The 25,051-nt window shown below is 70.7% G+C and carries 18 protein-coding genes and 1 pseudogene; 11 read left to right on the top strand and 8 right to left on the bottom strand.

Going from position 1 to position 25,051, the window contains the following annotated elements; genetic code table 11:
• Positions 1-5: 5 nt before the first annotated feature.
• Positions 6-1,460, bottom strand: a complete 1,455-nt coding sequence (locus BKA10_RS02180) for an FAD-dependent oxidoreductase (RefSeq protein ID WP_248199079.1) — start codon at positions 1,458-1,460, stop codon at positions 6-8.
• Positions 1,457-2,524, bottom strand: coding sequence for a uroporphyrinogen decarboxylase (hemE, locus tag BKA10_RS02175; RefSeq protein WP_206686829.1), 1,068 nt, complete (start codon positions 2,522-2,524; stop codon positions 1,457-1,459). The genes BKA10_RS02180 and hemE overlap by 4 nt, the downstream gene beginning before the upstream one ends.
• Positions 2,525-2,636: 112 nt before the next feature.
• Between hemE and BKA10_RS02170 the strand changes: the two genes are divergently transcribed.
• Together BKA10_RS02170 and BKA10_RS02165 are read left to right on the top strand one after the other, a co-directional pair.
• Positions 2,637-3,908: a glutamyl-tRNA reductase gene (locus BKA10_RS02170; RefSeq protein WP_183498400.1), complete on the top strand. Its 1,272-nt coding sequence runs from the start codon at positions 2,637-2,639 to the stop codon at positions 3,906-3,908.
• On the top strand, positions 3,905-4,879 hold the full coding sequence (locus BKA10_RS02165; protein WP_241740031.1) for a LacI family DNA-binding transcriptional regulator: 975 nt from the start codon (positions 3,905-3,907) through the stop codon (positions 4,877-4,879). The genes BKA10_RS02170 and BKA10_RS02165 overlap by 4 nt, the downstream gene beginning before the upstream one ends.
• A 28-nt stretch (positions 4,880-4,907) precedes the next feature.
• Here BKA10_RS02165 and BKA10_RS02160 read toward each other — a convergent pair whose 3' ends face one another.
• The 3 genes from BKA10_RS02160 to BKA10_RS02150 form a co-directional block, all read right to left on the bottom strand.
• On the bottom strand, positions 4,908-5,780 hold the full coding sequence (locus tag BKA10_RS02160) for a TatD family hydrolase (RefSeq protein WP_183498399.1): 873 nt from the start codon (positions 5,778-5,780) through the stop codon (positions 4,908-4,910).
• A 97-nt stretch (positions 5,781-5,877) separates the two neighbouring features.
• The gene (metG, locus tag BKA10_RS02155) at positions 5,878-7,440 is read right to left on the bottom strand and encodes a methionine--tRNA ligase (protein ID WP_183498398.1); all 1,563 of its coding nucleotides are present in this window, start codon (positions 7,438-7,440) and stop codon (positions 5,878-5,880) included.
• A gap of 242 nt (positions 7,441-7,682) precedes the next feature.
• Entirely contained in the window at positions 7,683-8,696 is a 1,014-nt protein-coding gene (locus BKA10_RS02150) for a substrate-binding domain-containing protein (protein WP_183498397.1), read from the bottom strand.
• 190 nt (positions 8,697-8,886) lie between these two features.
• On the opposite strand from BKA10_RS02150, the gene BKA10_RS02145 reads away from it, so the two are divergent.
• The 4 genes and pseudogenes from BKA10_RS02145 (at position 8,887) to BKA10_RS02130 (ending at position 14,916) form a co-directional block, all read left to right on the top strand.
• Positions 8,887-10,911, top strand: a complete 2,025-nt coding sequence (locus BKA10_RS02145; protein WP_183498396.1) for a beta-galactosidase — start codon at positions 8,887-8,889, stop codon at positions 10,909-10,911.
• A gap of 151 nt (positions 10,912-11,062) precedes the next feature.
• Positions 11,063-12,301, top strand: coding sequence for a sugar ABC transporter substrate-binding protein (locus tag BKA10_RS02140; protein ID WP_183498395.1), 1,239 nt, complete (start codon positions 11,063-11,065; stop codon positions 12,299-12,301).
• Between the two features lie 17 nt (positions 12,302-12,318).
• A pseudogene (locus BKA10_RS16885) lies at positions 12,319-12,822 on the top strand (ABC transporter permease subunit); the annotation flags it as partial.
• A 1,224-nt stretch (positions 12,823-14,046) separates the two neighbouring features.
• Positions 14,047-14,916, top strand: a complete 870-nt coding sequence (locus BKA10_RS02130; protein WP_241740123.1) for a sugar ABC transporter permease — start codon at positions 14,047-14,049, stop codon at positions 14,914-14,916.
• Here the strand turns inward: BKA10_RS02130 and rsmI are convergent.
• Positions 14,906-15,733: a 16S rRNA (cytidine(1402)-2'-O)-methyltransferase gene (gene rsmI / locus BKA10_RS02125; RefSeq protein ID WP_183498393.1), complete on the bottom strand. Its 828-nt coding sequence runs from the start codon at positions 15,731-15,733 to the stop codon at positions 14,906-14,908. The genes BKA10_RS02130 and rsmI overlap by 11 nt on opposite strands.
• 23 nt (positions 15,734-15,756) lie before the next feature.
• On the opposite strand from rsmI, the gene BKA10_RS02120 reads away from it, so the two are divergent.
• Positions 15,757-17,298 (top strand): phospholipid carrier-dependent glycosyltransferase, encoded by a 1,542-nt coding sequence (locus BKA10_RS02120; RefSeq protein ID WP_183498392.1) that lies wholly within the window; start codon positions 15,757-15,759, stop codon positions 17,296-17,298.
• On the opposite strand, the gene BKA10_RS02115 is transcribed toward BKA10_RS02120, so the two are convergent.
• Positions 17,295-18,122 carry an aldo/keto reductase gene (locus tag BKA10_RS02115; protein WP_183498391.1) on the bottom strand — a complete coding sequence of 276 codons (828 nt, stop codon included), beginning with the start codon at positions 18,120-18,122 and terminating at the stop codon, positions 17,295-17,297. The two genes, BKA10_RS02120 and BKA10_RS02115, sit on opposite strands and share 4 nt — an antisense overlap.
• Before the next feature lie 54 nt (positions 18,123-18,176).
• Here BKA10_RS02115 and hrpA point away from each other — a divergent pair, with 54 nt between their 5' ends.
• Complete coding sequence (gene hrpA, locus BKA10_RS02110; protein WP_183498390.1) at positions 18,177-22,169, top strand: ATP-dependent RNA helicase HrpA; 3,993 nt, start codon at positions 18,177-18,179, stop codon at positions 22,167-22,169.
• Positions 22,166-22,291 carry an MDR/zinc-dependent alcohol dehydrogenase-like family protein gene (locus BKA10_RS16560; protein WP_277816562.1) on the top strand — a complete coding sequence of 42 codons (126 nt, stop codon included), beginning with the start codon at positions 22,166-22,168 and terminating at the stop codon, positions 22,289-22,291. The genes hrpA and BKA10_RS16560 overlap by 4 nt, the downstream gene beginning before the upstream one ends.
• A gap of 4 nt (positions 22,292-22,295) precedes the next feature.
• Here the strand turns inward: BKA10_RS16560 and BKA10_RS02105 are convergent, their stop codons facing one another.
• Positions 22,296-23,012 (bottom strand): L-ribulose-5-phosphate 4-epimerase, encoded by a 717-nt coding sequence (locus tag BKA10_RS02105; protein WP_183501008.1) that lies wholly within the window; start codon positions 23,010-23,012, stop codon positions 22,296-22,298.
• A 74-nt stretch (positions 23,013-23,086) separates the two neighbouring features.
• Here BKA10_RS02105 and BKA10_RS02100 point away from each other — a divergent pair, with 74 nt between their 5' ends.
• Both BKA10_RS02100 and BKA10_RS02095 read left to right on the top strand, forming a co-directional pair.
• Positions 23,087-24,070 (top strand): Gfo/Idh/MocA family protein, encoded by a 984-nt coding sequence (locus tag BKA10_RS02100; RefSeq protein WP_183498389.1) that lies wholly within the window; start codon positions 23,087-23,089, stop codon positions 24,068-24,070.
• Between the two features lie 42 nt (positions 24,071-24,112).
• Positions 24,113-24,982: an NYN domain-containing protein gene (locus BKA10_RS02095; RefSeq protein WP_183498388.1), complete on the top strand. Its 870-nt coding sequence runs from the start codon at positions 24,113-24,115 to the stop codon at positions 24,980-24,982.
• The last annotated feature ends 69 nt before the right edge of the window (positions 24,983-25,051 follow it).

The raw sequence follows: 25,051 nt of genomic DNA, 5'->3' as shown, positions 1-25,051 counted from the left end.
TGGGTTCAGAGGGCGTGCGGGGCGGGGACGGGCGTGGTGGCGGCGATCAGCTCGCGTGCGAGGGCGCGGGCGTGCGGGATGACCGAGGCGAGCCCGGTGCCGGCGGCGATGGCGCCGGTGAGGTGGATGCCACGGGCCAGCGCTGCGGCGGTGAGGGCTTCGGTGGGCGTCGGGCCGTCGCCGGGTGCCGGCACGGCATCGTCCCACCGGGTCTCCACGAGCGCGCGGATGTCGGTGGCCTGCACGGGCACGCCGGTGAGGGCCCGCAGTGCGGTGGCGACCTCATCGTGGGTGCGCAGGCCGGTGCCGGCGTCGCGCGCCGACAGCCGCAGGATGTGCGTGTCCGGATTGAGGGCCGCGTCCAGCCAGGCCCACTTCGCGTTGGCGTGCGTGAGGGCTTTCGCATCGACCGGCACGCCGGGGGCGACGATGACCCCCGAGCCGACGGGGTGCGCGGTCAGGCCGGGGTGCACGACTGCGACGGTGACCAGACGCACCGGTTCGGCGGCGACCTCGTGCCCGAGCAGGCGCCCGGCCGCGGCGGGGCCGGTCGCGAGGACGACGTGGCGCGCGACGATCGCGCCGCCGTCGAGGGTGAGCACGGCGCCGGCGCCGGTCGAGCGGATCTCGCGCACGGGCGTCTGCGTGCGGACGACCGCGCCGGCCCGCTCGGCGGCGGTGCGCAGGGCATCGGCGAGGCACCACATGCCGCCCGCGATGCCGCCGATGGCCGCACCGGCACGCTCGGCAGGAGCGAGGGCGTCGACGGCGGCGGTCAGCGATCCCCGGCGGAGGAACTCGGCCCACAGGTTCGGAGCGACCGCCGAGAGGCGCAGCGCGGACGCCGGCCGGGAGTGCACGCTGCGGCACAGCGGGTCGACCAGACGCTCGGCGACGGCGGATCCGTACCGCGTCCGGGCCAGTTCGGCCAACGACGGCTCGGCGGCGGCGAGATCGGCGGGCAGAGGCAGTGCGCGCTCCTGCAGAGCGCGTGCGACGCCGGCGGCGCCGATGATGCGTGCGACGTCGTCGGCCGCAGGATCGGCCGGAAGGCCCGCAACGGCGCGCCGGGGCAGCGGATGCCGCTCGACGGCGCCCGCCGGCGCGGAGACGTCGCTCGCGGGGACCTCTCTCGCGGGCCCGTCGCTCGCGGGGATCTCTCTCGCGGGCACCGCCAGCTGCGCGCCGCCGGCGCGTGGGGCGGTCAGCTCCAGCGGCAGCGCGGCGTCGGCGACGAGGTCGGCGACGCCGGTCGTCCGGGTCGCGAACGACTCGGCGCCCAGATCCACCTCGACACCCGCGATGCGTCCGCTGCGCAGCATGCCTCCCGCCGTGGCATCCGCTTCGCAGACGATGACGCGGGCTCCGGCGCGCGCGAGCTCCCAGGCGACGACGAGCCCGGCGATGCCGCCGCCGACGACGGCCACATCGGCCATCTCGGTCGGGCCGTGGTCTGTCACTGCGCCCGCCAGTCGTGAACGGTGCGCACCACCGCCGTGAGCGCGTCGGGGTCGGTCTCCATCGGCACGCCGTGCCCGAGGTTGAACACGTGGGCGCGGGCGGCCCGGCCGGCTTCGAGCACGCGGTGGACGCCCGCTGTGCGCACCGGCGCGGGGGCGAACAGCAGGGCGGGGTCGAGGTTGCCCTGCACGGTCAGGTCGCGCCCGGCACGGCGGCGGGCCTCGTCGAGCGGCACGCGGTAGTCGACGCCGAGCGCGTCGACGTCGATGGACGCCATGTCGGCGAGCACCTCGCCGGCGCCGACCCCGAAGTGGACGAGCGGGATGTGCGGCACGCCGTCGGGCACCTCCAGCGCGCGCACGTGCTCAAGCGCCGCGGCAGACGCGGGCAGAACGGCGGCACGGTAGTCGTCCGGGGCGACACCCCCGGCCCACGAGTCGAACAGCTGGCCGGCGCTGGCCCCGGCATCCACCTGCAGGGCGAGGAAGCGCCCCGTCACCTCGGCGAGCCACATGGTCAGGTCGTGCCAGGCAGCCGGGTCCTCATGGATCATGCGCCGCGCGGCCAGGTGATCGCGCGAGGGGCCTCCCTCGATCAGGTAGGCGGCGAGGGTGAACGGCGCGCCCGCGAACCCGATCAGCGGGATCGGCTCGCCGCGCTCGCTCGACAGGTCGGCCAGCATCGCGGTCGTGCGCGCCACGGCATCCGCGATCTCTCCGCCCCGCTCGGTGACCAGCGCCGGATCGATGCGGACGGTCTCGGCGATGTCGGCTCCGGTGCCCAGCGGGCGGGAGAACACCGGTCCGCGCCCGGCGGCGATCTCGACGTCGATGCCGAGCAGCGCCAGCGGCACGATGATGTCGCTGAAGAAGATGGCCGCGTCCACGCCGTGCCGGCGCACCGGCTGCATCGTGATCTCGCTGGCCAGCGCCGGGTCGAGGCACGCCTCGAGCATGGTGCCCCGTGAGCGCAGCGCGCGGTATTCGGGCAGTGACCGTCCGGCTTGGCGCATGAACCACACGGGGGTGGTCTCGGGGCGTTCGCCGAGCAGCGCCCGGACCAGGCGGGACGCACTGGTGCCGTGGGCGGAGAGGGGGTGGTGGGATGCCGGGATGATGACGCTCCTGGGATCGGTTAATCGTTATACTAGCCGGGATCCCAGGAGGTCCCGTACGGTGCTCGTCTGCCTCACCGCGCATCAGCGCACGACGCCGCTCGATGCGCTCGAGCGGCTCTCCGTCATCGGCGACGACCTCGCCCCGCGGCTGCGCGATGCGCACGAGTCGATCCGCGGCGCCGTCGTCCTGTCGACGTGCAACCGGTTCGAGGCCTACTTCGATCTGGTCGACGATCCCGAGCTCCCATCCCCCATTCCGGCGATGGATGCCGCGATGGAGGAGCTCTCGGAACTCGCCGGGCTCCCGTACCGCGATGTGCGCGAGACGGTGGACTTCGCGCACGGCAACCGTGTCGCCCACCATCTGTTCTCGGTGGCCTCGGGGCTCGACTCGGTCGCCGTCGGCGAGGAGGAGATCTCGGGGCAGGTCGGCCGTGCCCTGACCGCCGCGCGCGACCAGGGCATGACCACGGCTCCGCTGGAGCACCTGTTCCAGCGCGCCGCCGAGACCTCGCGCGCCGTGAAGAACGGCACGCAACTGAGCGAGTCGGGTCGCTCGCTCGTGCGCCTCGCGGTCGACCTCGTGTCCTCACGGCTCACGTGGGCCACCGCGCGTGTCCTGCTGGTCGGCACCGGCCGGTACGCCGCCGCCACCCTTGCCGCCCTGCGCAGCGCCGGCGCCACCGACATCCGCGTCCACTCCCGGACGGGCCGCAAGCGCTTCGCGCAGCAGGAGCACCTCACGATCGTCCCGGTCGAGGAGTACGCCGCCGAGGCGGCCGCCGCCGACCTGGTCATCACGTGCACGGCGGTCACCGACCGCTTCGTGCTCGAGGCAGACGCGCACGACAATGCCCGCGGCATCCACTCGGACCCGCAGATCATCATCGACCTGGGCATGCCGCGCAACGTCGACCCGCGGATCGGCGAGTTCGCCGGCATCGAGCTGCTCGATCTCGACACGATCCGCGTGCACGCCCCCGTCGACGAGGTCGCCACGATCGGCCAGGCGCGTGAGATCGTCGCCACCTCGGCGCGCCGCCATGCCGCGGCCCGCCGCGTGCACGAGGTCGCACCGGAGGTCGTGCACCTGCGCGGCTTCGTGCGGGGCCTCGTCGACGAGGAGCTCGCCCGCAATCGCCGCGCGGGCGCGCCGCCCGAGGTCGAGGCCGCACTGCGGCGCCTGTCGGGCGTGATGCTGCACCACCTCATCGCGCAGGGGCACACCCTGGCCGCGAATGGATCGGGCACCGCGTGGGCAGAAGCCGTGCGCACCGTGTTCCCCGACCTGACCGCCGGCGACGACCACGGGGCTGCCGGAGCATCATGAGCCGGGTCACGCTGAAGGACATCGCCGAGCTCGCCGGCGTCTCCACGGCCGCGATCAGCCAAGCCCTCAACGACCGCGGCAACCTGCGCCCCGAGACGCGCGACCGCATCAAGGCCGTGGCCGCCGAGCTCGGCTACATCCCGAACAAGGTCGCCACGGCGCTGCGGCGCGGCAGCGCGATGTCGATCGGCTTCGTCATGGCCGACGACATCGACGACGACACGGCCCGGCGCTGGGCGCTGCAGCGCACCCGCCAGCTCAACGCGCTCGTGCGCGCATCGGCCGAGCATGACTTCACCGTGACGGTCATCCCCCAGTCGCGCCCCGACCTGGTCGGCGGTGCGCATGTCGACGTGCTGTACATGCCCGACGGGCAGGGCGGCCACGACGTGCTGCGTGCGGCCGCCGCCCGCGGCATCCCGATCGTCGCCGACGACCTCTACGTCGACACGGCCCGCGGTGTGAGCATCCGCACCGGGTACGACTCGGCGGTGCGCTGCGGGGTCGAGCTGCTGGCCGACACCGGCGCCGAGCGCATCGCGTTCCTCGTCGACGAGGGCAGCCACCCCCGCGACGAGATCGGCACGACCGCGTTCCAGACCTGGAGCACCGTGCGCGGCCGCACGCCGCTGGTGGTCACGGTCGACACCGGCCGCCGTACCCTCGCCCGCACCGTGCGCGAGGTCATCGACGGCGGCGCCGATGCGATCTTCGCGTTCTGCGAGGAGGGCCCGGACATCTATCTGCAGCTCGAGGCGCGCGATCTGGTGATCCCGCGGGACGTGCAGCTGGTGGCGCTGTGCACGACCGAGTGCGCACTCAACGAGCGCCTCGGCGTGACCCACGTGTGCGTGCACCCCGAACTCGCCGGTGAAGCCATGTTCGCGGCGCTGCCCCGCGTCGACACCACGGACGGGCCGGTCGTCGTCGACCTCCCGTGGGAGCTCGTGCGCGGCTCGACGACCCGTTGAACGCTGCTTCTCGCAGCGAGGGCTCGCCTCAGACGAACGAGCCGTAGACCTCGAGCGTGTTGGCGGCCAGCTGTGCGCACAGCTCGTCGACCTCGATGCCCAGCTCGGCGGCCATGAATCGCACCGTCACGGGGATCAGATACGGGGCGTTCGGCCGTCCGCGGTGCGGCGCCGGGGTCAGGAACGGCGCGTCGGTCTCGACGAGGATCCGCTCGGGCGGTGTGACGGCGAGGGCGTCGCGCAGGTTCTGCGCGTTCTTGAACGTGATGTTGCCGGCGAAGCTCAGCCAGTAGCCGCGGTCCGCGCTGTAGCGGGCCATGTCCGCGTCGCCCGAGAAACAGTGGAACACCGTGCGGTCGGGCGCCCCGACCCGCTCGAGCGTCTCGAGGACGGCGGCGTGCGCGTCGCGGTCGTGGATCTGCATCGCGATCGCGTGCTTGCGCGCCAGCGCGATGTGCGCTTCGAAGCTCTCGAACTGCGCGGGCCGGCCGGCCTCGTCGGTGCGGAAGAAGTCGAGTCCTGTCTCGCCGATCGCGCGCACGCGCGGCTGCGCGGCCAGCTCATCGATGACCGCGATCGCCTCGTCGAGCCTCCCCTCGGCCGCATAGGCGGGCGCCTCGTTCGGGTGGATCGCGACGGCCGCGAGCACCCGGGGGTGGGATGCCGCTGCCTGGGCCGACCAGCGGCTGGAATCGACGTCGCCGCCGGCCTGCACGACACCGAGGATCCCGACGGCCGCGGCACGCTCGAGCTGGTCGTCGAGGCTGCGCGGCTCATCGCCGTCGGAGATCTCGAGGTGTGCGTGATTGTCGTAGACGGGCACGGCGAGCGGCTCGGGTGGCGCCGGCCAGCGCACATCGCGGCTGCCGTCGTTGTACCGCTCGCGGATGTAGCCGCTCATGCCCGCCAACTTCGCAGAATCGGACGAACTTCGCATCGAATCGCCGAAATCGTACGAGGTTCGCGCGATTCTGCGAACTTCGCACCCCACGGCATGCTCAGTCCTGCTCGACGCGCGGGAACAGCGGCGCGAGGGCATTGACAGTCGCCCCGGGCGCGAGCTGCCCCCACGTGCCGGCCTCGCGGACCGGCTGGTCGACGAGGCGGCCCGACTGGCCCAGCGCCTCCCACAGCTTCGCGGTCGAGTCCGGCATGATCGGCGACAGCAGCACCGCGAGCGCGCGCAGGCCCTCCGCGGCGGTGTAGAGCACCGTGCCCAGCCTCCCGCGCTGCGCCTCCACCTTGGCCAGAGCCCACGGCTCGGTCTCGGTGATGTAGCCGTTGAGCGCGTCGACGATCGTCCAGATCGCGTCGATGGCCTCGTCGGGGCGGAAGTCGGTCATGAACCGGTCGGCCGCGGCCGCGGCATCCGCCACCGTCTTCTGGATCTTCAGATCCAGCTCGGTGTACTCGGCCGGCGCGGGAACGAGCCCGGAGAAGTAGCGGTCGATCATCGCCGTGGTGCGGGATGCCAGGTTGCCGAAGCCGTTGGCGAGCTCGGCCTGGTAGCGGGCCGAGAGGTCTTCCCACGAGAACGAGCCGTCCTGACCGAACGCGATCGCCGACAGGAAGTAGAAGCGGTACGCGTCCGACCCGAACACGTCGGTGATCTCGGTGGGCGCGATGCCGGTGAGCTTCGACTTCGACATCTTCTCGCCACCCACCAGCAGCCAGCCGTGCGCGAACACGCCGCGGGGCACCTCGATGCCGGCGGCCATCAGCATGGCCGGCCAGATGACGGCGTGGAAGCGGAGGATGTCCTTGCCGACGACGTGGTAGGCGGGCCAGCGGCGCGCGAAGTTCTCCTCGTCGCGGCCGTATCCGATCGCGGTGGCGTAGTTCAGCAGCGCGTCGACCCACACGTAGATGACGTGCGACTCGTCCCATGGCAGCGGAATGCCCCAGTCGAACGTGGAGCGCGAGATGGACAGATCCTTCAGTCCGCTGCGCACGAACGAGGTGACCTCATTGCGTGCTGAGGCCGGCCGCACGAAGTCGGGCTGGGTCTTGTAGAGCTCGAGCAGCCGGTCGCCGAACTCGCTGAGCTTGAAGAAGTAGTTCTTCTCCTGCAGCAGCTCGAGCGGCTTGGAGTGGATCGCACAGACCTTCAGGCCCTCGAACTCGCCGGTGCCGTCGACGATCTCGGAGTCGGGCTTGAACTCCTCACAGCCCACGCAGTACAGCGCCTCGTACTCGCCCGCGTAGATGTAGCCGGCGTCGTAGAGACGCTGGAAGAACACCTGCACGCTCTTCTCGTGGCGCTCCTGCGTCGTGCGGATGAAGTCGTCGTTGGCGACGTCGAGGGTCTCCAGCAGTGGGAACCACGACTCGGTGACGAGCTTGTCGACCCACTCCTGCGGGGTGACGCCGTTGGCGGCCGCCGCCCGCAGCATCTTCTGGCCGTGCTCGTCGGTGCCGGTGAGCATCCAGGTGTCCTCCCCCGCCTGACGGTGCCAGCGCGCGAGGGCGTCGACCGCGACGGTCGTGTATCCGTGGCCGATGTGCGGGACGTCGGACGGATAGTAGATCGGGGTCGTGATGTAGAAACTGCCGGTGCTCACCCGTCGATTCTAGGCGTCCCGGTATCCGCCTCCAGCCCGTATGACACCGCGGGCAAGGGGCTGACCGGGTACGGGCCGAGATCGGGCTCGATGGCGACGTAGCGTTGCGTCTGCCGCCCGCGCGGTGGCGTCCCCGGTCGCCCCGCAGGGCATGTGAGTTCCCGCTCACACGGACGTGCTCGCGCGACGGCGGGCTGTCTGAGCAGTGACAGCCTCTACCGCTTCGGCGCGCCAGTGTGCGTTCAGGCGCTCTCGCGCACCACGAGCGTGGTGGGCAGGACGGCCGATTCGCGCGGGATGCCGTTGATGACGTCGAGCAGCATCTCGACCATCATCGTGCTGATCTGGCTCCACGGCTGTCGCATGGTCGTCAGCGGCGGGTCGGTGGTCTCGGCCAGCCCCGAATCGTCGAAGCCGGCGACGGCGACGTCTTCGGGCACGCGCTTGCCGGCCCGGCGCAGCGCGGAGATCGCGCCGACGGCCATGACGTCGGATGCCGCGAAGACGGCGTCGATGTCATCGGCACGCTCCAGGAGACTCGTCATCGCGGCGGCGCCCGCCTCGCTCGAGTACACGTCCTGTTCGACCAGGTCCGGGTCGAACCGATCGCCCATCTCTTCACGGAAGCCGACGAGACGGTGCCGTCCGCCCGGGGTGTCGTCGGGGCCGGTGATGACGGCGATCCGCTGGTAGCCGCGGCCGATGAGGTAGCGGGTCATCTCGCGCGCGGACTGTTCTTCGTCGACCGACACGGTGGGTACGTGCGCGCGATCGCCGAGCGGGACGCCGGTGCAGACGGTGGGGATGCCCGCGGCGATGAGCGATGCCAGCAGCGGGTTCGACTCGTGCGACGAGATCAGCAGCACACCGTCGACGTGCCCGGCACGCACGTAGCTCTCGACGTTGGCTCGTTCGACGGGCGCGTCTGCCACGAGCAGCACGAGCGTCATCGACCGCTGCGCGAGGGCCTCGGTGGCGCCGCGCAGCAGCAGGGCGAAGGTGGGGTCGTTGAACAGCAGGTGCTGCGGCTCGGTCAGCAGGAACGCGACCGAGTTCGCCCGCCCGGTGGCGAGGCTCCGCGCGGCGTGGCTGACGGTGTAGCCCGTGGTGCGGATCGCCTGATCGACGGCGGCGCGTGCTTCCGGAGAGACCCAGTGCCCGCCGTTGATCACGCGCGAGACGGTGCCGTGCGAGACGCCGGCGACCGCCGCGACATCGCGGATCGTCGGCCGGCGGGTGTTTCCAGGGCGTGCCACGCGCCGACTCTACCGCGCACGCTGCGATCGGTCCCCGTCGGCGCGCGGCGATCTGGGACCGGTCACAGTTCGATAACGACAACAGGGGACGGTGCTCGCGAGTGCGTAGACTGAGCACGGACACTGGGACCGGTCACAGTACGCAGTCCGCGCACCGTCGCCGATGTCCGGAAGGATCGAGGAGAAGCAGATGAGCTCCCCGCGCTGGCCCGCCCTGGAGGGCATCGCCTACGGTGGCGACTACACGCCCGAGCAGTGGCCCCGTGAGGTCTGGCACGAAGACGTCGCCCTGATGCGTGAAGCGGGGGTGAACCTCGTCAGCATCGGCATCTTCGCGTGGGGACTGCTCGAGACCCGCGAGGGCGAGTTCGACTTCGGCTGGCTCGACGAGGTCATCGCGCTGCTGCACGAGAACGGGATCAAGGTCGACCTCGGCACCCCGACCGCGTCTCCCCCGGCCTGGTTCTTCGCGAACCACCCCGATGCCCGGGTCATCACCCGCGACGGTGTCGTCATGGGCTTCGGCGCCCGCGGCATGGCATCCCACTCCGCCCCCGCCTATCGCGACGCCGCCGTGCGAATCGCCACCCAGCTCGCGAAGCGCTACGGCGAGCACCCGGCGGTCGTCCTCTGGCACGTGCACAACGAGTACGGCGTCCCCGTCGGCGAGGACTACTCCCCGCACGCCGTGCGCGAGTGGCGGCTCTGGCTGCAAGAGCGCTACGGCTCGCTCGACGCGCTCAACGCCGCGTGGGGCACCGCCTTCTGGGGCCAGCATTACGGCGACTGGGAGCATGTCGGCGCCCCGGCGGCAGCACCCAGCGTGGTCAACCCGGCGCAGCGACTCGACTTCGCCCGGTTCACGGACCACCAGCTGCGCGAGTGCTTCATCGCCGAGCGCGACGCGATCCGCGCGCACAGCGACCGGCCGATCACGACGAACTTCATGGCCAACCAGCATGGCGGCTGCGACCTGTGGGCGTGGGCCCGCGAGGTCGACGTCGTCTCGGACGACCACTACCTGTGGGCGGCGGACGACGAGGGCGAGATCGGCCTGGCCATCGCGGCGGACCTGACCCGCTCGGTCGGCGGCGGCAACCCGTGGATCCTCATGGAGCACTCCACCTCGGCGGTGAACTGGCAGCCCCGCAACGTGGCCAAGCGCCCCGGCGAGATGGCCCGCAACTCGCTGTCGCACCTGGGCCGCGGAGCCGACGGCATCCTGTTCTTCCAGTGGCGCGCCGGACGCTCGGGCGCCGAGAAATTCCACTCCGCGATGATCCCCCACGCCGGCACCGAATCGCGCGTGTTCCGCGAGGTGGTCGATCTCGGCGCGAAGCTGTCGCGGCTGGGCGAGGTCCGCGGCTCACGGGTGGATGCCGATGTCGCGATCCTGTGGGACTTCGAGTCGTTCTGGGCGCAGGACCTCGAATGGCGCCCGTCCGAGGACGTCGGCCACGCCGAGCGCATCCGCGCGTACTACGAGCGACTCTGGCGCGACGGCATCACCGTCGACTTCGCACTGCCGGGGCACGACCTCTCGGGCTACAAGCTCGTCATCGCCCCCGCGCAGTACCTGCTGCGCTCCGCCGACGCCGACAATCTCAACCGCTACGTGGAGGCGGGCGGCACCCTCGTCGTCTCGTTCTTCTCGGCCGTCGTCGACGAGAACGACGCCGTGCACGCGGGCGGTTTCGCCGCTCCGCTGACGCCGGCCCTCGGCATCCACGTCGAAGAGCACCTGCCGCTGCGCGAAGGTGACACCTGCGCCGTGGCGTTCGACGGGCAGTCGCTGGCCGCCGACATCTGGCAGGAAGACCTCGTGCTCGGCGACGCCGAGGTGCGCGGCCGCTACCTCGACGGCCCCGCCGCCGGTGCGGCGGCCATCACGCGGAACGCATACGGCGCAGGCCACGGCTGGTACGTCAGCACGCGGCCCGACGCCGCGGGCCTGGCGGCCATCATGACCGAGGTCTACGCCGACGCCGGGCTGCGCCCCGCAGATCTGCCCGCCGGCGTCGAGGCCGTGCGCCGCCGGGGCGCCGACGCCGACTATCTCGTGGCGATCAATCACGGGACCGAGACCGTTTCGTTGTCTGTTTCGGGTGAGGATCTGCTGACGCAGACCTCCGCCGACGGCATGCTGGAACTGGCGGGCGGCGACGTCGCCGTCATCCGCTCGCCGCACACAGCCGGAGAGGGAGGTCCGCACTGACCGCTCTCACCACCCCGTGTGCGGGCTGACCCGCACACACCGCACTGAGAAAACCAGTTGCGGCCACCCGGCCGCAACGACCATCATCGGTCGTAAGGGCGCGACCTCACCCGAGGCCCCGCAGGATCGACCACCTATGGAAGGAAAATCCATGCGCAAGATGGGAATCGGCATCGCCGCCCTCGCGGCGTCCAGCCTTCTCCTCGCCGGCTGCGCCGGCGGCAGCACCCCGGCTCCGGAAGAGTCCGAAGAGCCGATCGACGCCAGCGGCGTGACGCTGACGATCTGGACCGACGCGAACCGCGAGCCCGCCATCGAGGCAGCCGCCGCCACCTTCGAGGAGGAGACCGGCGCGACGATCGAGCTCGTCCAGAAAAACTTCGAAGACATCCGGAACGACTTCATCAACCAGGTCCCGACCGGTGAGGGCCCCGACATCACCGTCGGCGCGCACGACTTCCTCGGCTCGTTCGTCGAGGCCGGCGTCGTGTCGACCGTCGACCTCGGCGACGCGGCCGACCAGCTGGAGCAGGTGGCGATCGACGCGTTCACCTACGACGGCCAGCTGTACGGCATGCCGTACGCGCTCGAGGCCATCGCCCTCATCCAGAACACCGACCTCGTCGGCGAAGACGCCCCCGCCACGTGGGACGACATGATCGCCGCAGCCGAAGAAGCCGGCGCCGAGCGTCCGTTCGTGATCAACACGGGCGGCCAGACCGGCGACGCGTACACGATGTACGGCTTCCAGACGTCGTTCGGCGCTCCGGTCTTCGTCCAGGACGACAGCGGCTCGTACACGAGCGAGGTCGGCATGGGCGGCGAAGCCGGCGAGGCGTTCGCGGCCTGGCTCGGCGCGCAGGGCGAGACGGGCACCGGCCACATCTCGACCACGATCGACTACGACATCAACAACGAGCTGTTCGCCTCCGGCAAGGCCGCCTACACGATCCAGGGACCGTGGGCGATCGAGACCCTCGAGGCCCAGGGCGTGAACCTCAAGGTCAACCCGATCCCGGCCGCGGGCAGCGAGACGGCAGCGCCGTTCGTCGGCGTGCAGGGCTTCTACGTGAGCTCGCAGAGCGAGAACTCGCTGATCGCGCAGGAGTTCCTCACGAAGTACCTCGCGACCGACGAGGCGCAGAAGGCGCTGTACGAGGCGGACCCGCGTCTGCCCGCGTGGAAGTCGCTCGCCGAAGAGGTCTCCTCCGACCCGATCGTCGCCGGTTTCCTGGCATCGGCCGCCAACGGCGTGCCGCAGCCGTCGATCCCCGAGATGGGTGCCGTCTGGGACCTGTGGAACGCCGCTCAGGTGCAGATCATCAAGGGCGCCGACCCCGCGTCGACGTGGAACAAGATGGTCGCTGACGTCGAGGCCGCAATCGGCTGATCCCCTTGCGGGGGTGGATGCCACGGCATCCACCCCCGCACTTCCCTCTGCTGAAGGAGATGAACATGACGGTTCCGCAGGGAACTCTCACCCCGCCGCCGAGCACCACGGTGCCGCCCGACGGGGCGGAACCGCACGGCCGGCGCTGGCAGGGCCCGGGCTGGGGCTTCCTCGTGAAGCTGCTCATCATGGCCGTCATCAACGCCTTCGGCCTCATGGGCATCTTCGCCGCGTTCCAGGCGGAGGCGTGGCTCATCCTCAGCGCCGCGGTGATCCTCCTGGTCGCCGCCGACATCATCTACTTCACCAAACGGGCGCTGCCGCTGAAGTATCTGATGCCGGGACTCACCTTCCTGCTGATCTTCCAGGTGTTCATCTTCGGGTACACCGCCTACATCGCCTTCACGAACTACGGCGCCGGCCATGTCGGCTCGCAGGAGCAGGCCGTGCAGGCCGCCCTCACGCAGGGTGAGCGCCGCCTCGACGACGCGCCGACCTACCCCCTCGCGGTCGTCGAGCAGAACGGCGAGCTCGGCTTCGCCATCAACGACGACGGCGATGTCAGAGCCGGGTCGGCCGAACAGCCGCTCGAGAGCGTCGCCAGCACGTCGGACGCCGGCGCGCCGACCGAAGTCCCCGGCTGGAACATCGTCTCGCGCAACCAGGTCCTGTCGATGCAGAACGAGGTCACCGACCTGCGCGTACCCGTCTCGGAAGACCCGAACGACGGCTGGATCCGCACCCGTGACGGGTCCTCCGGGTCCGTGTACATATCGACGATGACGTGGGACGAACAGGCCCAGACCATCACCGACACCACCACCGGCACCGTCTACCACGCCACCGACGACGGCCTGTTCACCTCGGAGGACGGGGCGAGCCTGGCGACAGGCTGGACCGTCAACGTCGGCTTCGCCAACTTCGTCCGGCTGTTCGCCGACCCCGCGCTGTTCCAGCCGCTCGCGATGGTCACCGCGTGGACGTTCGTGTGGGCGGTGCTGTCGGTGCTCGTCCCGTTCGCCATGGGACTCGTCTTCGCGATCATCTTCAATGATCCGCGCATCCGGGGCCGCAAGGTCCTGCGGACGCTCTTCATCCTCCCCTACGCCTTCCCCGCGTTCATGTCTGCGCTGCTGTTCCGCGGCATGTTCAACGCCGAGTTCGGAGTGATCAACGAGCTCTTCTTCGGCGGCGCGAACATCGACTGGCTCGGCGATCCATGGCTGGCCAGATTCGCGGTGCTGTTCGTGAACGTCTGGCTGACCTACCCGTACTTCTTCCTCGTGTGCACCGGTGCGATCCAGGCGCTGCCCGCCGATGCGCTCGAGGGCCGCGTCGATCGACGGTGCCGGCCGGTTCCGGCAGGTGCGGTCGATCATCCTGCCGCTGGTGCTCGTGGCCACGGCCCCGCTGCTCATCTCGTCGTTCGCGTTCGCGTTCAACAACTTCACCGTCATCTACATGTTCAACAACGGCGGACCGGCCATACCCGGCGCACCCTACGCACTGGGTTCGACCGACATCCTGATCTCGGCGATCTACGACATCTCCGGCGTCTCGGGAGGCAGGGCCGACTACGGACTGGCGAGCGCCCTGTCGATCATCGTCTTCATCATCGTCGGCATCATCTCCGCCATCGCATTCCGTCAGACCAAGAAGCTCGAGGAGTACCAGTGATGTCCACTCCAGATGCCGCAGTGAGCACGCCCCCGAAGACCGCGCGCCAGGCCCGATCGGCCGTCGCGATGGATCCCGGCCGACGCGGGGCCGCGCGGCGACGCTGGGCGCTCGAGGTCGGGTGGAAGTACCTCCTCGCGCTCGTCATCCTCTTCTACGCCATGTTCCCGCTCGTCTACGTGCTGTCGGCCTCGCTCAACCCGGGCGGATCGCTCGCGGCCAGCAACAGCCTGTTCCGCGTGCTGGACATCGCCAACTACGCGGACCTCGCCGGCACGTCGTACTGGACCTGGTACGGCAACACGCTCCTCGTCGGCGGAGCATCGGCGATCGGCGCCGTGATCATGGGCGCCGCGGCCGCCTACGCGTTCTCGCGGTTCCGCTTCACAGGACGCCGCCCGGGGCTGACCGCACTGCTGATCATCCAGATGTTCCCGCAGGCACTCGCATTCGTGGCGATCTTCCTCATGCTGCTGGCGCTGGGCGAGGTGTTCCCCGCCCTCGGCCTGAACTCCAAGATCGCGCTCATCTGCGTCTACCTGGGCGGGGCGCTCGGCGTCAACACGTTCCTCATGTACGGGTTCTTCAACACGATCCCGGTCGAGCTCGACGAATCCGCGAAGATCGACGGTGCCACGCACGCGCAGATCTTCTGGCGGATCATCATGCCGCTGGTCACCCCCATCCTCGCGGTGGTCGCGCTGCTCGCCTTCATCGCGGCGTTCGGCGACTACATCATCTCGAAGATCGTCCTCGTGTCCGAAGACAACTGGACACTCGCGGTGGGCATGTTCCAATGGGTGTCGAACCAGCTCGCCAGCAACTGGGGACTGTTCGCCGCCGGCGCGCTGCTGGCCTCGATCCCGGTCCTCGTGCTGTTCCTGTCGCTGCAGCGCTACATCATCGGGGGCCTGACCGCCGGCTCCGTCAAGGGCTGACGGTCTTGGCCGCCAGCGCCGCCTGATACAGCTCACGCGACGAGCGGCCGGTCGCCTTCGACACTTCACCGGCGGCATCCTTCAACCGGATGCCGCCGGCCACCAGCTGCTGGACCTGAGCCACGGCATCCTCCTCCGACACCTCGCGTGGTTCGGCGCCGCCGACGACCACGACGATCTCCCCGCGCGCCCCGTCGGCCGCCCATTCGGCGAGCTCGGCGAGCGGGCCGCGCACGACCTCCTCGTGCAGTTTCGTCAGCTCGCGGCACACGGCCGCCGGACGATCGGCGCCGAACGCGTCAGCCATCGCCCGCAGGGTCTCGGCCAGTCGCGAGGGCCCCTCGAAGAAGACCATCGTGCGCGGCTCGGATGCCAGGGCCGTCAGCGCCGTGCGCCGCTCTCCCGCCTTGCGCGGCAGAAAGCCCTCGAACGTGAACCGGTCGGTGGGAAGCCCGGCTACCGCGAGCGCCGTCACCACGGCGCTCGGCCCGGGGATCGCGGTGACGGTGACCCCCTGCGCGACGGCTTCGGCGACCAGGGCGTAACCGGGGTCGCTGACGGTCGGCATGCCGGCATCGCTGAGCACCAGCAGGTCGGTCTCGGCGGCCTGCGCGACGAGCTCCGCCGCCCGCTGCTTCTCGTTGTGGTCGTGCAGCGCGAGCAGCCGCGGACGGTTCTGCACGTCGAGTGCCCGCAGCAGCCGCTGCGCGGTGCGGGTGTCTTCGGCGGCGACGACCGACGCCGCCTCGAGGGCCGCGACCAGTCGCGGCGACGCGTCGCCCAGGTTGCCGATCGGGGTCGCCGCGAGGATGATCACCGCCCCAGCATAGGCTTGTCGGCGTGACGTCCGCCGTGCCGCTCCTGCCCGCCCCGGGTTCGTTCGTCGACCGCTGGCGCGAGCGGTATGCGGCGGACCCCGTGCTGCGTCGCCGGTACCGCTGGCTCGTCCCCACCCTGATCACGCTGCTGGCCGCCGCCCTGCGCGTGTGGAACCTCGGTCACCCGCACACGCTCGTCTTCGACGAGACCTACTACGTCAAGGACGCCTGGTCGCAGTGGAACCTCGGCTTCGCGGCCGCCTGGCCGGAAGGGGCGAACGAGCTGTTCGCCGCCGGCGACACCGACATCTTCCTGACCGAGCCGAGCTTCGTCGTCCATCCCCCGCTGGGCAAGTACCTCATCGGCGCCGGCATGGCGATCTTCGGCGCCGATTCGTCGTTCGGCTGGCGGATCGCGGCCGCCCTGGCCGGCACCGCCTGCGTGCTGGTGCTCTACGTCCTCGCGAAGGCCCTCACGAACTCGGTGGCATTCGCCGGGGTGGCGGCGTTCCTCCTCGCGATCGACGGCATCGGCATCGTCCTCAGCCGCGTCGCGCTGCTGGACATCTTCCTGACCTTCTTCGTGCTGCTGGCCGTCTGGTTCATGGTGCTCGACCGCCGGCGACATCTCGATCGCCTGGCTGCGCGGGTGGTCGCCCTCGACGGCGAGCCACCGCGATGGGGGCCGGTGCTGTGGAACCGTCCCTGGGTCATCGCGGCCGGTGCCGCGGCGGGAGCTGCCACCGCCGTGAAGTGGTCGGGGGTGTGGGTCATCGCCGCGATCGGCATCTATCTCGCGGTCACCGACGCGCTCGAGCGGCGCCGTCTCGGAATCACGATGTGGCCGATGGATGCCGTGCGGCAGGGCCTGGCATCGTTCGTCCTGCTGGTGCCCGTCGCCTTCGTCGTCTACCTGGCCTCCTGGACCGGATGGCTCGTCACCGACGACGGGTACGGCCGGCACAAGACCGACAACGCGCTGACGAGCCTGTGGGAGTACCACATCACCATCTACAACTCGATGGCGACCATGGACACCCCGCACGGCTACATGTCCCCCGCGTGGGCGTGGCCCTTCCTGTGGCGCCCGACGTCGATGCACGCGGCTAGCACGGCCGACGGCGAGGCCGGATGCGCAAGCGCATCCGGCTGCCTGGACGTGATCTACAGCATGCCGAACCCGCTGCTCTGGTACGCCGGCGTCGCGGCCACGATCTGGCTGGCCTACCGGTTCGTCGTGGCGCGCGACTGGCGTCACGCGGTGGTGCTGACGGGCATCGCTGCGACGTGGCTGCCGTGGCTGATCTTCCCCGAGCGCACGACATTCCAGTTCTACACCGTCGTGCTCATGCCGTTCCTGCTGCTCGCGCTGACCTTCGCGCTGCGGGAGGTCTCGGGTGCCCGTCACGCCCCACCGGAGCGGCGCCTGACCGGCCAGCGCGTCGTGGGCGTGTTCCTGGTGTTCGCCGTACTGCTGTCAGCGTTCTGGTACCCGCTGTGGTCGGGCATGCAGGTGCCGTACGAGTTCTACCGCATGCACAACTGGCTGACCGGCTGGGTCTAGTTCACCTCGTTCGGGTGCGATGACACGCGGCCGCCGCGCTCGAGGGCTGTGATGGCGGCTGCCTCGTCGGGGCTGAGCTCGAAGTCGAAGACGTCGAGGTTCTCGCGCATGCGCTCGACGCGGTTCGACTTCGGGAACACGATGAACCCCTGCTGCAGGTGCCAGCGCAGCACGACCTGGGCGGGGGTCTTGTCGTGGGCAGCCGCGGCGGCGACCACGGGTGCTTCCTCGAACAGCGGATACTTGCCCTGGCCGAGCGGTCCCCACGCTTCGATGCGGATGCCGTGGTCTCGGGCGTAGCCGGTCACATCGTTCTGCTGGTAGGCGGGGTGCAGCTCGATCTGGTCGACGGCGGGGGTGACCCCGGTGGCCGCGATCACGGCATCCAGATGCTCGGGAAGGTGGTTCGAGACCCCGATGCTCGTCGTCTTGCCGGCCTCGCGCAGGGCGACCATCTTCTCCCATGCGTTGACGTAGTGGCCGTTCGCCGGCGCCGGCCAGTGCGACAGGTACAGGTCGACGCGGTCCAGGCCGAGCCCTTCGAGGCTGGCATCCAGGGCCGCGAGCGGCTTGTCGCCCGCCTGCTCGGAGAGCCACAGCTTCGTGGTGATGAACAGCTCGTCGCGCGCGATGCCGCTGGCGGCGATCGCCCGGCCGACGCCCGCCTCGTTGCCGTAGATCGCGGCGGTGTCGATGTGCCGGTAGCCGGCTTCGAGCGCCTCGCTCACGATCCGCTCGGTCTCGTCCGGGTCGACTTTGAAGACGCCGAATCCGAGTTGCGGGATGGTGTGGCCGTCGTTGAGCGTGATCGTGGGGATGGTCATGCATCCAGCCTAGCTTTGGGGCTGCGGGCGGCAGGCGTCATACGATGAAACGCCATGCCCTCCCCCGAACCTCGGATCTCCTACCCGCCGGAGCTGCCCGTCAGCGCCGCACGGGAGGAGATCGCGCGCGCCATCGAAGGCCATCAGGTCGTGATCGTCGCCGGCGCCACCGGGTCGGGCAAGACCACCCAGCTGCCCAAGATCTGCCTCGAGCTCGGCCGCACCAGGGTCGCCCACACCCAGCCACGGCGCATCGCCGCGCGCACGATCGCCGAGCGCATCGCACACGAGCTCGAAGTGCCGCTCGGCGGGGCCGTCGGGTACAAGGTGCGTTTCACCGATCAGGTCACCGCCGACACGAAGGTGGCGCTGGTCACGGACGGCATCCTGCTCAACGAGATCCATCGCGACCGGCTGCTGCGCCGCTATGACACGATCATCGTCGACGAGGCGCACGAGCGGTCGCTGAACATCGACTTCCTCATCGGGTACCTGGTGCGGATCCTGCCGGAGAGACCCGACCTGAAGGTGATCATCACCTCGGCCACGATCGATCCCGCCAGCTTCGCGAAGCACTTCGCGGCCGCGGACGGCACACCCGCGCCCGTCATCGAGGTGTCGGGCCGCACCTACCCGGTCGAGATCCGGTACCGCCCCGCCGATGATCCGGATGCCGCGGACGACGTCGACGGGCTGCTGGGCGCCCTCGCCGAACTCGACCGGGAGGCCGACGGTGACGTGCTGGTGTTCCTGCCGGGCGAGGCCGAGATCCGCGATGCGGCAGATGCCGTCCGCGGCATGTACGCCTCGCAGTCCCGTCCGACCGAGGTGCTGCCCCTCTACGGAAGGCTCTCCGCCGCCGAGCAGCACCGCGTGTTCGAGCCGTCCGCGGTCGCCGGTGTGCGGCGCCGGGTGATCCTCGCGACGAACGTCGCCGAAACCAGCCTCACGGTCCCCGGCATCCGGTACGTGATCGACGCCGGCACCGCCCGCATCTCGCGCTACAGCCATCGCTCGAAGATCCAGCGTCTGCCGATCGAGGCCGTCTCGCAGGCGTCGGCCCAGCAGCGGTCGGGGCGCGCGGGCCGCACCTCGCCCGGCATCGCGATCCGGCTCTACGCCGAGGAGGACTTCACCTCGCGCCCCGAGTACACCGAGCCCGAGATCCTCCGCACCTCGCTGGCGGCCGTCATCCTGCAGATGCTCGCGCTCGGGTTCGGTGACATCGGCCAGTTCCCCTTCCTCACCCCGCCCGACAGCCGGGGCGTGAAGGCCGCGTTCGATCTGCTGACCGAGCTGCGCGCCGTCACACGCGGCGGCTCGCGAGGCCGCGGCCGTGAAGGCCGCGACGCGGGATCCGGCGACGACGTGCGGCTCACGAAGATCGGCCGCGAGATCGCCCGGTTGCCGATCGATCCGCGGTTCGCGCGCATGCTGATCGAGGCCCGGACGCTCGGCGTGACCGGCGACGTGCTGGCGATCGTCGCGGGGCTGTCGATCCAGGATGTCCGCGAGCGTCCCTCGGCCGACGAGCCCGGCAAGCGCGCCGAGGCCGACCGGCTGCATGCGCGGTTCACCGACCCGACGAGCGACTTCCTGACCCTGCTGAACCTCTGGAATCACCTCCGTGAGCAGCAGCGCGAGCTCGGCTCGAGCGCTTTCCGGCGACTCGTGAGATCGGAGCACCTCAACTACGTGCGCGTGCGGGAGTGGTTCGACGTGCAGCGTCAGCTGCGACAGCTCATGGGCGGCGACGGGCGAGGGCTCTCCGGCGCTGCCGATCCGGCGCTGGTGCACCGAGCGATCCTCTCGGGCCTGCTCTCGCACATCGGCATCCTCGACACGCGCAAGCTCGGGAAGTCCACCGCGCAGAAGGACTCCTCGCGTCGCAGGCCCCTGGCCGAGTACCGCGGCGCGCGCGGCGCGTCGTTCGCGATCTTCCCGGGATCGGGACTGCGCAAGGCGAGCCCGGATGCCGTGATGGCGGCCGAGCTGGTCGAGACGTCGCGCCTGTTCGCCCGCACCGTCGCGATGATCGATCCCGCGTGGGCCGAGGAGCTCGCCGGCGACCTCGCACACCGATCGCTCTCCGACCCGCACTGGTCGAAGGATGCCGGTGCCGCCGTCGCCGCCGAGAAGGTGACGCTGTTCGGGGTCGAGATCATCCCGCGGCGGCGCGTGCAGCTCGCGCGCACCGACCGCGAACTGGCCCGCGAACTGTTCCTGCGCCACGCCCTGGTCGACGGCGAATGGAACACCCACCACCTCGACAAGCGACTCACCGCGTTCGAGCGTCGCAACCACGAGCAGCGCCGCAAACTCGAGAAGGTCGAAGAGCGTGAGCGCCGCCGCGACATCCTCGCCGGCGACGAGGCCGTCTTCGCGTTCTACGACGCCCGCATCCCGCGCGACGTGGTCGACGTGCGCTCGTTCGAGACCTGGTGGCGCGAGGCCGTGGCATCCACCCCGCACCTGCTCGACATCACCGAAGCCGACCTGATCGACGACGACTCGCGCGCCGACGAACGCGACTTCCCGACCCGGTGGCAGCAGCAGGACCAGACACTGTCGCTCGCGTACCGGTTCGAGCCGGGGGCGGCCGACGACGGCGTGAGCGTGGTCATCCCGCTGCCGCTGCTGGCGCAGCTGAAGCCCGACGGGTTCGACTGGCAGGTGCCGGGACTGCGCGATGAGCTCATCGCCGGGCTGCTGCGCGCGCTGCCGAAGGCGATCCGCCGGCACGTCGTCCCCGCGGCGGACTGGGCGGCGCGGCTGGGCGAGGAGCTCGTCGGCGCCGGGCCCGAGTCGCACGCGGGCATGCCTGCGACATCGCTGCGTGCGGCGCTGGCCGCCCGGATCCAGCACGTCGCCCATCAGCCGGTGACCGCCGATGACTTCGAGATGGAACGGGTGCCCGCGCACCTGGGCATGTCGTTCCGTGCCGTCGACGCGCGCGGGCGGGCCATCGGCTCGTCGCGCGACCTCGGTGACCTGCAGCAGCGGCTTGCCGGTCGCGCCCGCGAGTCGGTCGCGCGGTCGCTGAGCGCTTCCCCGCAGCGCGGTCCGGGCAGCGGGCGAGGTCCTGGAACCGGGCATGCTGGCGGAGACGGGCCGGGCACCGGAGGCGGGGGCGTCTCGCAGCCGGGGCCCGGCACACCACCGGGCGGGGGCTCGGGAGGCGTCGGGGTCCGAGAGCGAGCAGGGCTCACCACGTGGGACGTGGGCGATCTTCCCGAGGTCGTCGACACGAAGGTCGCGGGCGGAGTCGTGCGCGGCTACCCGGCGCTCGTCGACGAGGGCGCCACGGTCGCACTGCGGATCGAGGCGACGGCCGAGCGTGCCGAGACGCTCACGCATGCCGGCGTCCGTCGCCTGCTGCTGCTCGCGGTGCCGTCGCCGTCCGCCTACGTGCTCGACCACCTCACCTCACCGGAGAAGCTCGCCCTCGCCGCATCGCCGTACCCGTCGGCGAAGGCGCTGATCGAGGATGCCCGCGTCGCCGTCGCCGATGCCGTGCGCGGCGACGCCCCGGTCGGGACACTGTCGCAGTTCGAGGCGGTACGCGACCGGTTCTCGGCGGTCGTGGTCGACCAGCTGTTCCAGACCGTCTCGCTCACCGCGCGGGTCCTGATGCTGCAGCGCGACGTCGACAAAGCCGTCCGTGCGCAGAACTCGATGACGCTTCTCGCGGCCCTGGGCGATGTGAAGGGGCAGATCGCCGGGCTCGTGCATCCCGGCTTCGTCTCGCGCACCGGCGCCGCGCGCCTGGCGCACCTGCCGCGCTACCTACAGGGGGCGCTGGAGCGCGTCAGCACCCTGGCCGACAACCCGGGGCGCGACCGGCAGCGCATGACCGAGTTCGAACGCGCCGCGGCGCTGTACGCCGACGCCGGCGGGACGATCCCGGTCGCCGCCGACGCCGCGCCGACGCTCGTGCACGTCCGCTGGCTGCTCGAGGAGTACCGCGTGAGCCTGTTCGCGCAGCGCCTGGGCACCGCCGAGCCGGTCTCCCTCCCGCGCATCACGAAGACCCTCGCCGGGCCGTGAACCTCATCGCCGCCGGCCGGTTCTCGGTCGAGCTCGGCCCGCAGTTCGCGCTCGCCGATGCCGCCGAGGCGCACCGCGCCGTCGAGGCGGGCGTGGACGGGAAGGTCGTGCGGGTCCCCTGAGCGGTCAGCGCCGGTCGTCTGCCGCCTGTCCGTACACGCTCTGGTAGCGGTTGTAGAGACTGTCGACGGCCTCTTGCGGAATCGGGATGAGCGGCCCGGCCTGTCGCGCGATGTGCACCGTGCGGGCGACATCCTCGAGCATGACGGCCGCCTTCACGGCATCCTTCGCGGTCGTGCCGATGGTGAACGGGCCATGGTTCTGCATGAGCACCCCGCGCGAACGGTGCCCGGTGAGCGTGTCGACGATGCCGCGGCCGATCGAGTCGTCGCCGATGATCGCGAACGGGCCCACCGGAATCGGGCCGCCGAACTCGTCGGCCATCGCGGTGATGACGCACGGGATCTCCTCGCCGCGCGCGGCCCACGCGACCGCATAGGTCGAGTGGGTGTGCACGACCCCGCCCACCTCGGGCATGTGGCGGTACACGTACGCGTGCGCGGCGGTGTCCGACGACGGCGAGCGCTCGCTGCCGGGCGTGCCCGCGATGACGTTGCCGTCCAGGTCGCAGAGGATCATGTTCTCGGGCGCCAGGTCGTCGTACGAGACGCCCGACGGCTTGATGACGAACAGGTCGGCGCTCGGGTCTTCAGCCACGCGCACGCGTCCCGAGACATTGCCCCCCGTCCAGACGATCAGTCCGTAGCGCACGAGTTCCGCATGCAGCGCTGCGACGTCGCGACGCACCGACTCGATGGATGCCGCGAGCTGCGCATCAGAAATGTTACCGGTCACATTCTCACCCTATCCTCGGCGCGGCCCGCTGGCCACCGTGACCGCAACGATAGTCTCAGTAGATGACCGGACTGCGTTGGGGAATCCTTGCCACGGGCGGTATCGCCCACCTGTTCACGAGCGATCTGCGCACCGCCGGCCTCGACGTGGCCGCCGTGGGCTCCCGCCGCCCCGAGTCCGCCGCGCGGTTCGCCGAGACCTTCGGCATCGCCCGCGCCCACGGCTCGTACGAGCAGCTCGCCCAGGACCCCGACGTGGACATCGTCTACATCGCCACGCCGCACACCCAGCATCTCGAGGCCGCGGCGCTGGCGCTCGAGCACGGCAAGCACGTCCTCATCGAGAAGCCGGTGACCCTCGACGCCGACCAGGCCCGGGCGATCGGCGACCTCGCCGCCGGCCGCAATCTGCTGGCGATGGAGGCGATGTGGACGCGCTACCTCCCGCACATGATCCGCATCCGCGAGATCATCGCCGCCGGCACGCTCGGCGAGATCCGCGCGCTCCACGCCGACCACACCCAGCGCATCTCGGCCGACCCCGCGCACCGGCTCAACGCCCTCGAACTGGGCGGCGGCGCCCTCCTCGACCTCGGCATCTACCCCGTCTCGTTCGCCTGGGACATCCTCGGCGCACCCGAGTCCATCGCCGCGGCCGGCCGGCTCGGCGACACCGGAGCCGACACCGAGGTGGGCACCGTGTTCACGCACGCGGGCGGCGCCGTCTCGACGACACTGATCTCCTCGCGCGGCGCCGGGCCGAACGTCGCGCACATCGTCGGCACCGACGCCCGCATCGACATCGACCGAGTCTGGTACTGCCCCACGTCGTTCCGCGTCACCGCCCCCGACGGCACGGTCCTCGAGACCTACGAGTCCACGAACGAGGGCCGCGGCATGCAGTTCCAGGCGCTCTACGCCGAGCAGCTGATCGCCGCCGGACGCACCGACAGCGATCTGATGCCCTTCGAGGACAGCATCCGCATCATGGGGACGCTCGACGAGATCCGCCGCCAGATCGGCGTGCGCTACCCCGGCGTGGGCTGAGACCCGTCACGCCCTGAGCCTTCCGGCTGTCACACTGGGGTCATGCCGGATCTGCAGAGCAACCGCGTCGCCGTCTACCTCGACTTCGACAACATCGTCATGAGCTGGTACGACCGCGTTCACGGTCGCAACTCGTACTCGCGCGATCGGCAGCGCATCGCCGAGAACCCCACCGAGCCCGAGATCGCCGAGCGCCTCGCCGCCGCCACGATCGACGTCGGCGCGATCATCGACTACGCCGCATCGTTCGGCACCCTCGTGCTCACCCGCGCCTACGCCGACTGGTCGTCGCCGGTCAACGCCATCTACCGCTCGCAGCTGGTGGCCCGCGCCGTCGACCTCGTGCAGCTGTTCCCGGCCGCCGCGTACGCCAAGAACGGCGCCGACATCCGCCTCGCGGTCGACACCGTCGAGGACATGTTCCGCCTTCCCGACCTCACCCACGTGGTGATCGTCGCCGGCGACAGCGATTACGTCCCGCTCGCGCAGCGCTGCAAGCGCCTCGGCCGCTTCGTCGTGGGCGTCGGCGTCGCCGGCTCCACCGCCAAATCGCTCGCCGCCGCGGTCGACCAGTTCGACTCGTACGACAGCCTGCCCGGTGTCGCCGCCCCCGAGGCTGCGGACAAGGAGACGAAGGCGGATACCGCGGCATCCACGTCACGGCGACGCAAGAAGACGGACCCCACCGCAGAGCTGCTGCGGCGCGCACTGCGCCTGGAGCAGGAGCGCACCGACGAGGAGTGGCTGCACCTGTCCGCCGTGAAGAACCTGCTCAAGCGCATGGATCCCTCGTTCAGCGAGAAGGGCCTGGGCCACAAGTCGTTCTCCGACTTCGTCAAGGCCTACCCGGCGATCGCCGAGCTCGACGAGTCCACGAACATCGTGCGCGTGCGCCTGAACCCCGCGCTCTGACCCGCCGACCTGAAACGCCCCGTGCGCTCATGCACACCGAGTGTGCGCGGGCTCGCCTTGAACCTGAAT

Source organism: Microbacterium invictum (assembly GCF_014197265.1).
GTDB lineage: Bacteria > Actinomycetota > Actinomycetes > Actinomycetales > Microbacteriaceae > Microbacterium > Microbacterium invictum.
The sequence above is the reverse complement of the archived record's forward strand: the minus strand, read 5'-3'. Positions and strand labels throughout refer to the sequence as shown.

Excerpts from the sequence above, each read along its gene's own strand:
- BKA10_RS02165 (WP_241740031.1), top strand. The coding sequence starts at position 3,905 with ATGAGCCGGGTCACGCTGAAGGACATCGCCGAGCTCGCCGGCGTCTCC.
- BKA10_RS02115 (WP_183498391.1), bottom strand. The coding sequence starts at position 18,122 with ATGACCATCCCCACGATCACGCTCAACGACGGCCACACCATCCCGCAA.
- hrpA (WP_183498390.1), top strand. The coding sequence starts at position 18,177 with ATGCCCTCCCCCGAACCTCGGATCTCCTACCCGCCGGAGCTGCCCGTC.
- BKA10_RS02130 (WP_241740123.1), top strand. The coding sequence starts at position 14,047 with ATGGATCCCGGCCGACGCGGGGCCGCGCGGCGACGCTGGGCGCTCGAG.
- BKA10_RS02160 (WP_183498399.1), bottom strand. The coding sequence starts at position 5,780 with ATGAGCGGCTACATCCGCGAGCGGTACAACGACGGCAGCCGCGATGTG.
- BKA10_RS02095 (WP_183498388.1), top strand. The coding sequence starts at position 24,113 with ATGCCGGATCTGCAGAGCAACCGCGTCGCCGTCTACCTCGACTTCGAC.
- BKA10_RS02100 (WP_183498389.1), top strand. The coding sequence starts at position 23,087 with ATGACCGGACTGCGTTGGGGAATCCTTGCCACGGGCGGTATCGCCCAC.
- BKA10_RS02145 (WP_183498396.1), top strand. The coding sequence starts at position 8,887 with ATGAGCTCCCCGCGCTGGCCCGCCCTGGAGGGCATCGCCTACGGTGGC.
- BKA10_RS02140 (WP_183498395.1), top strand. The coding sequence starts at position 11,063 with ATGCGCAAGATGGGAATCGGCATCGCCGCCCTCGCGGCGTCCAGCCTT.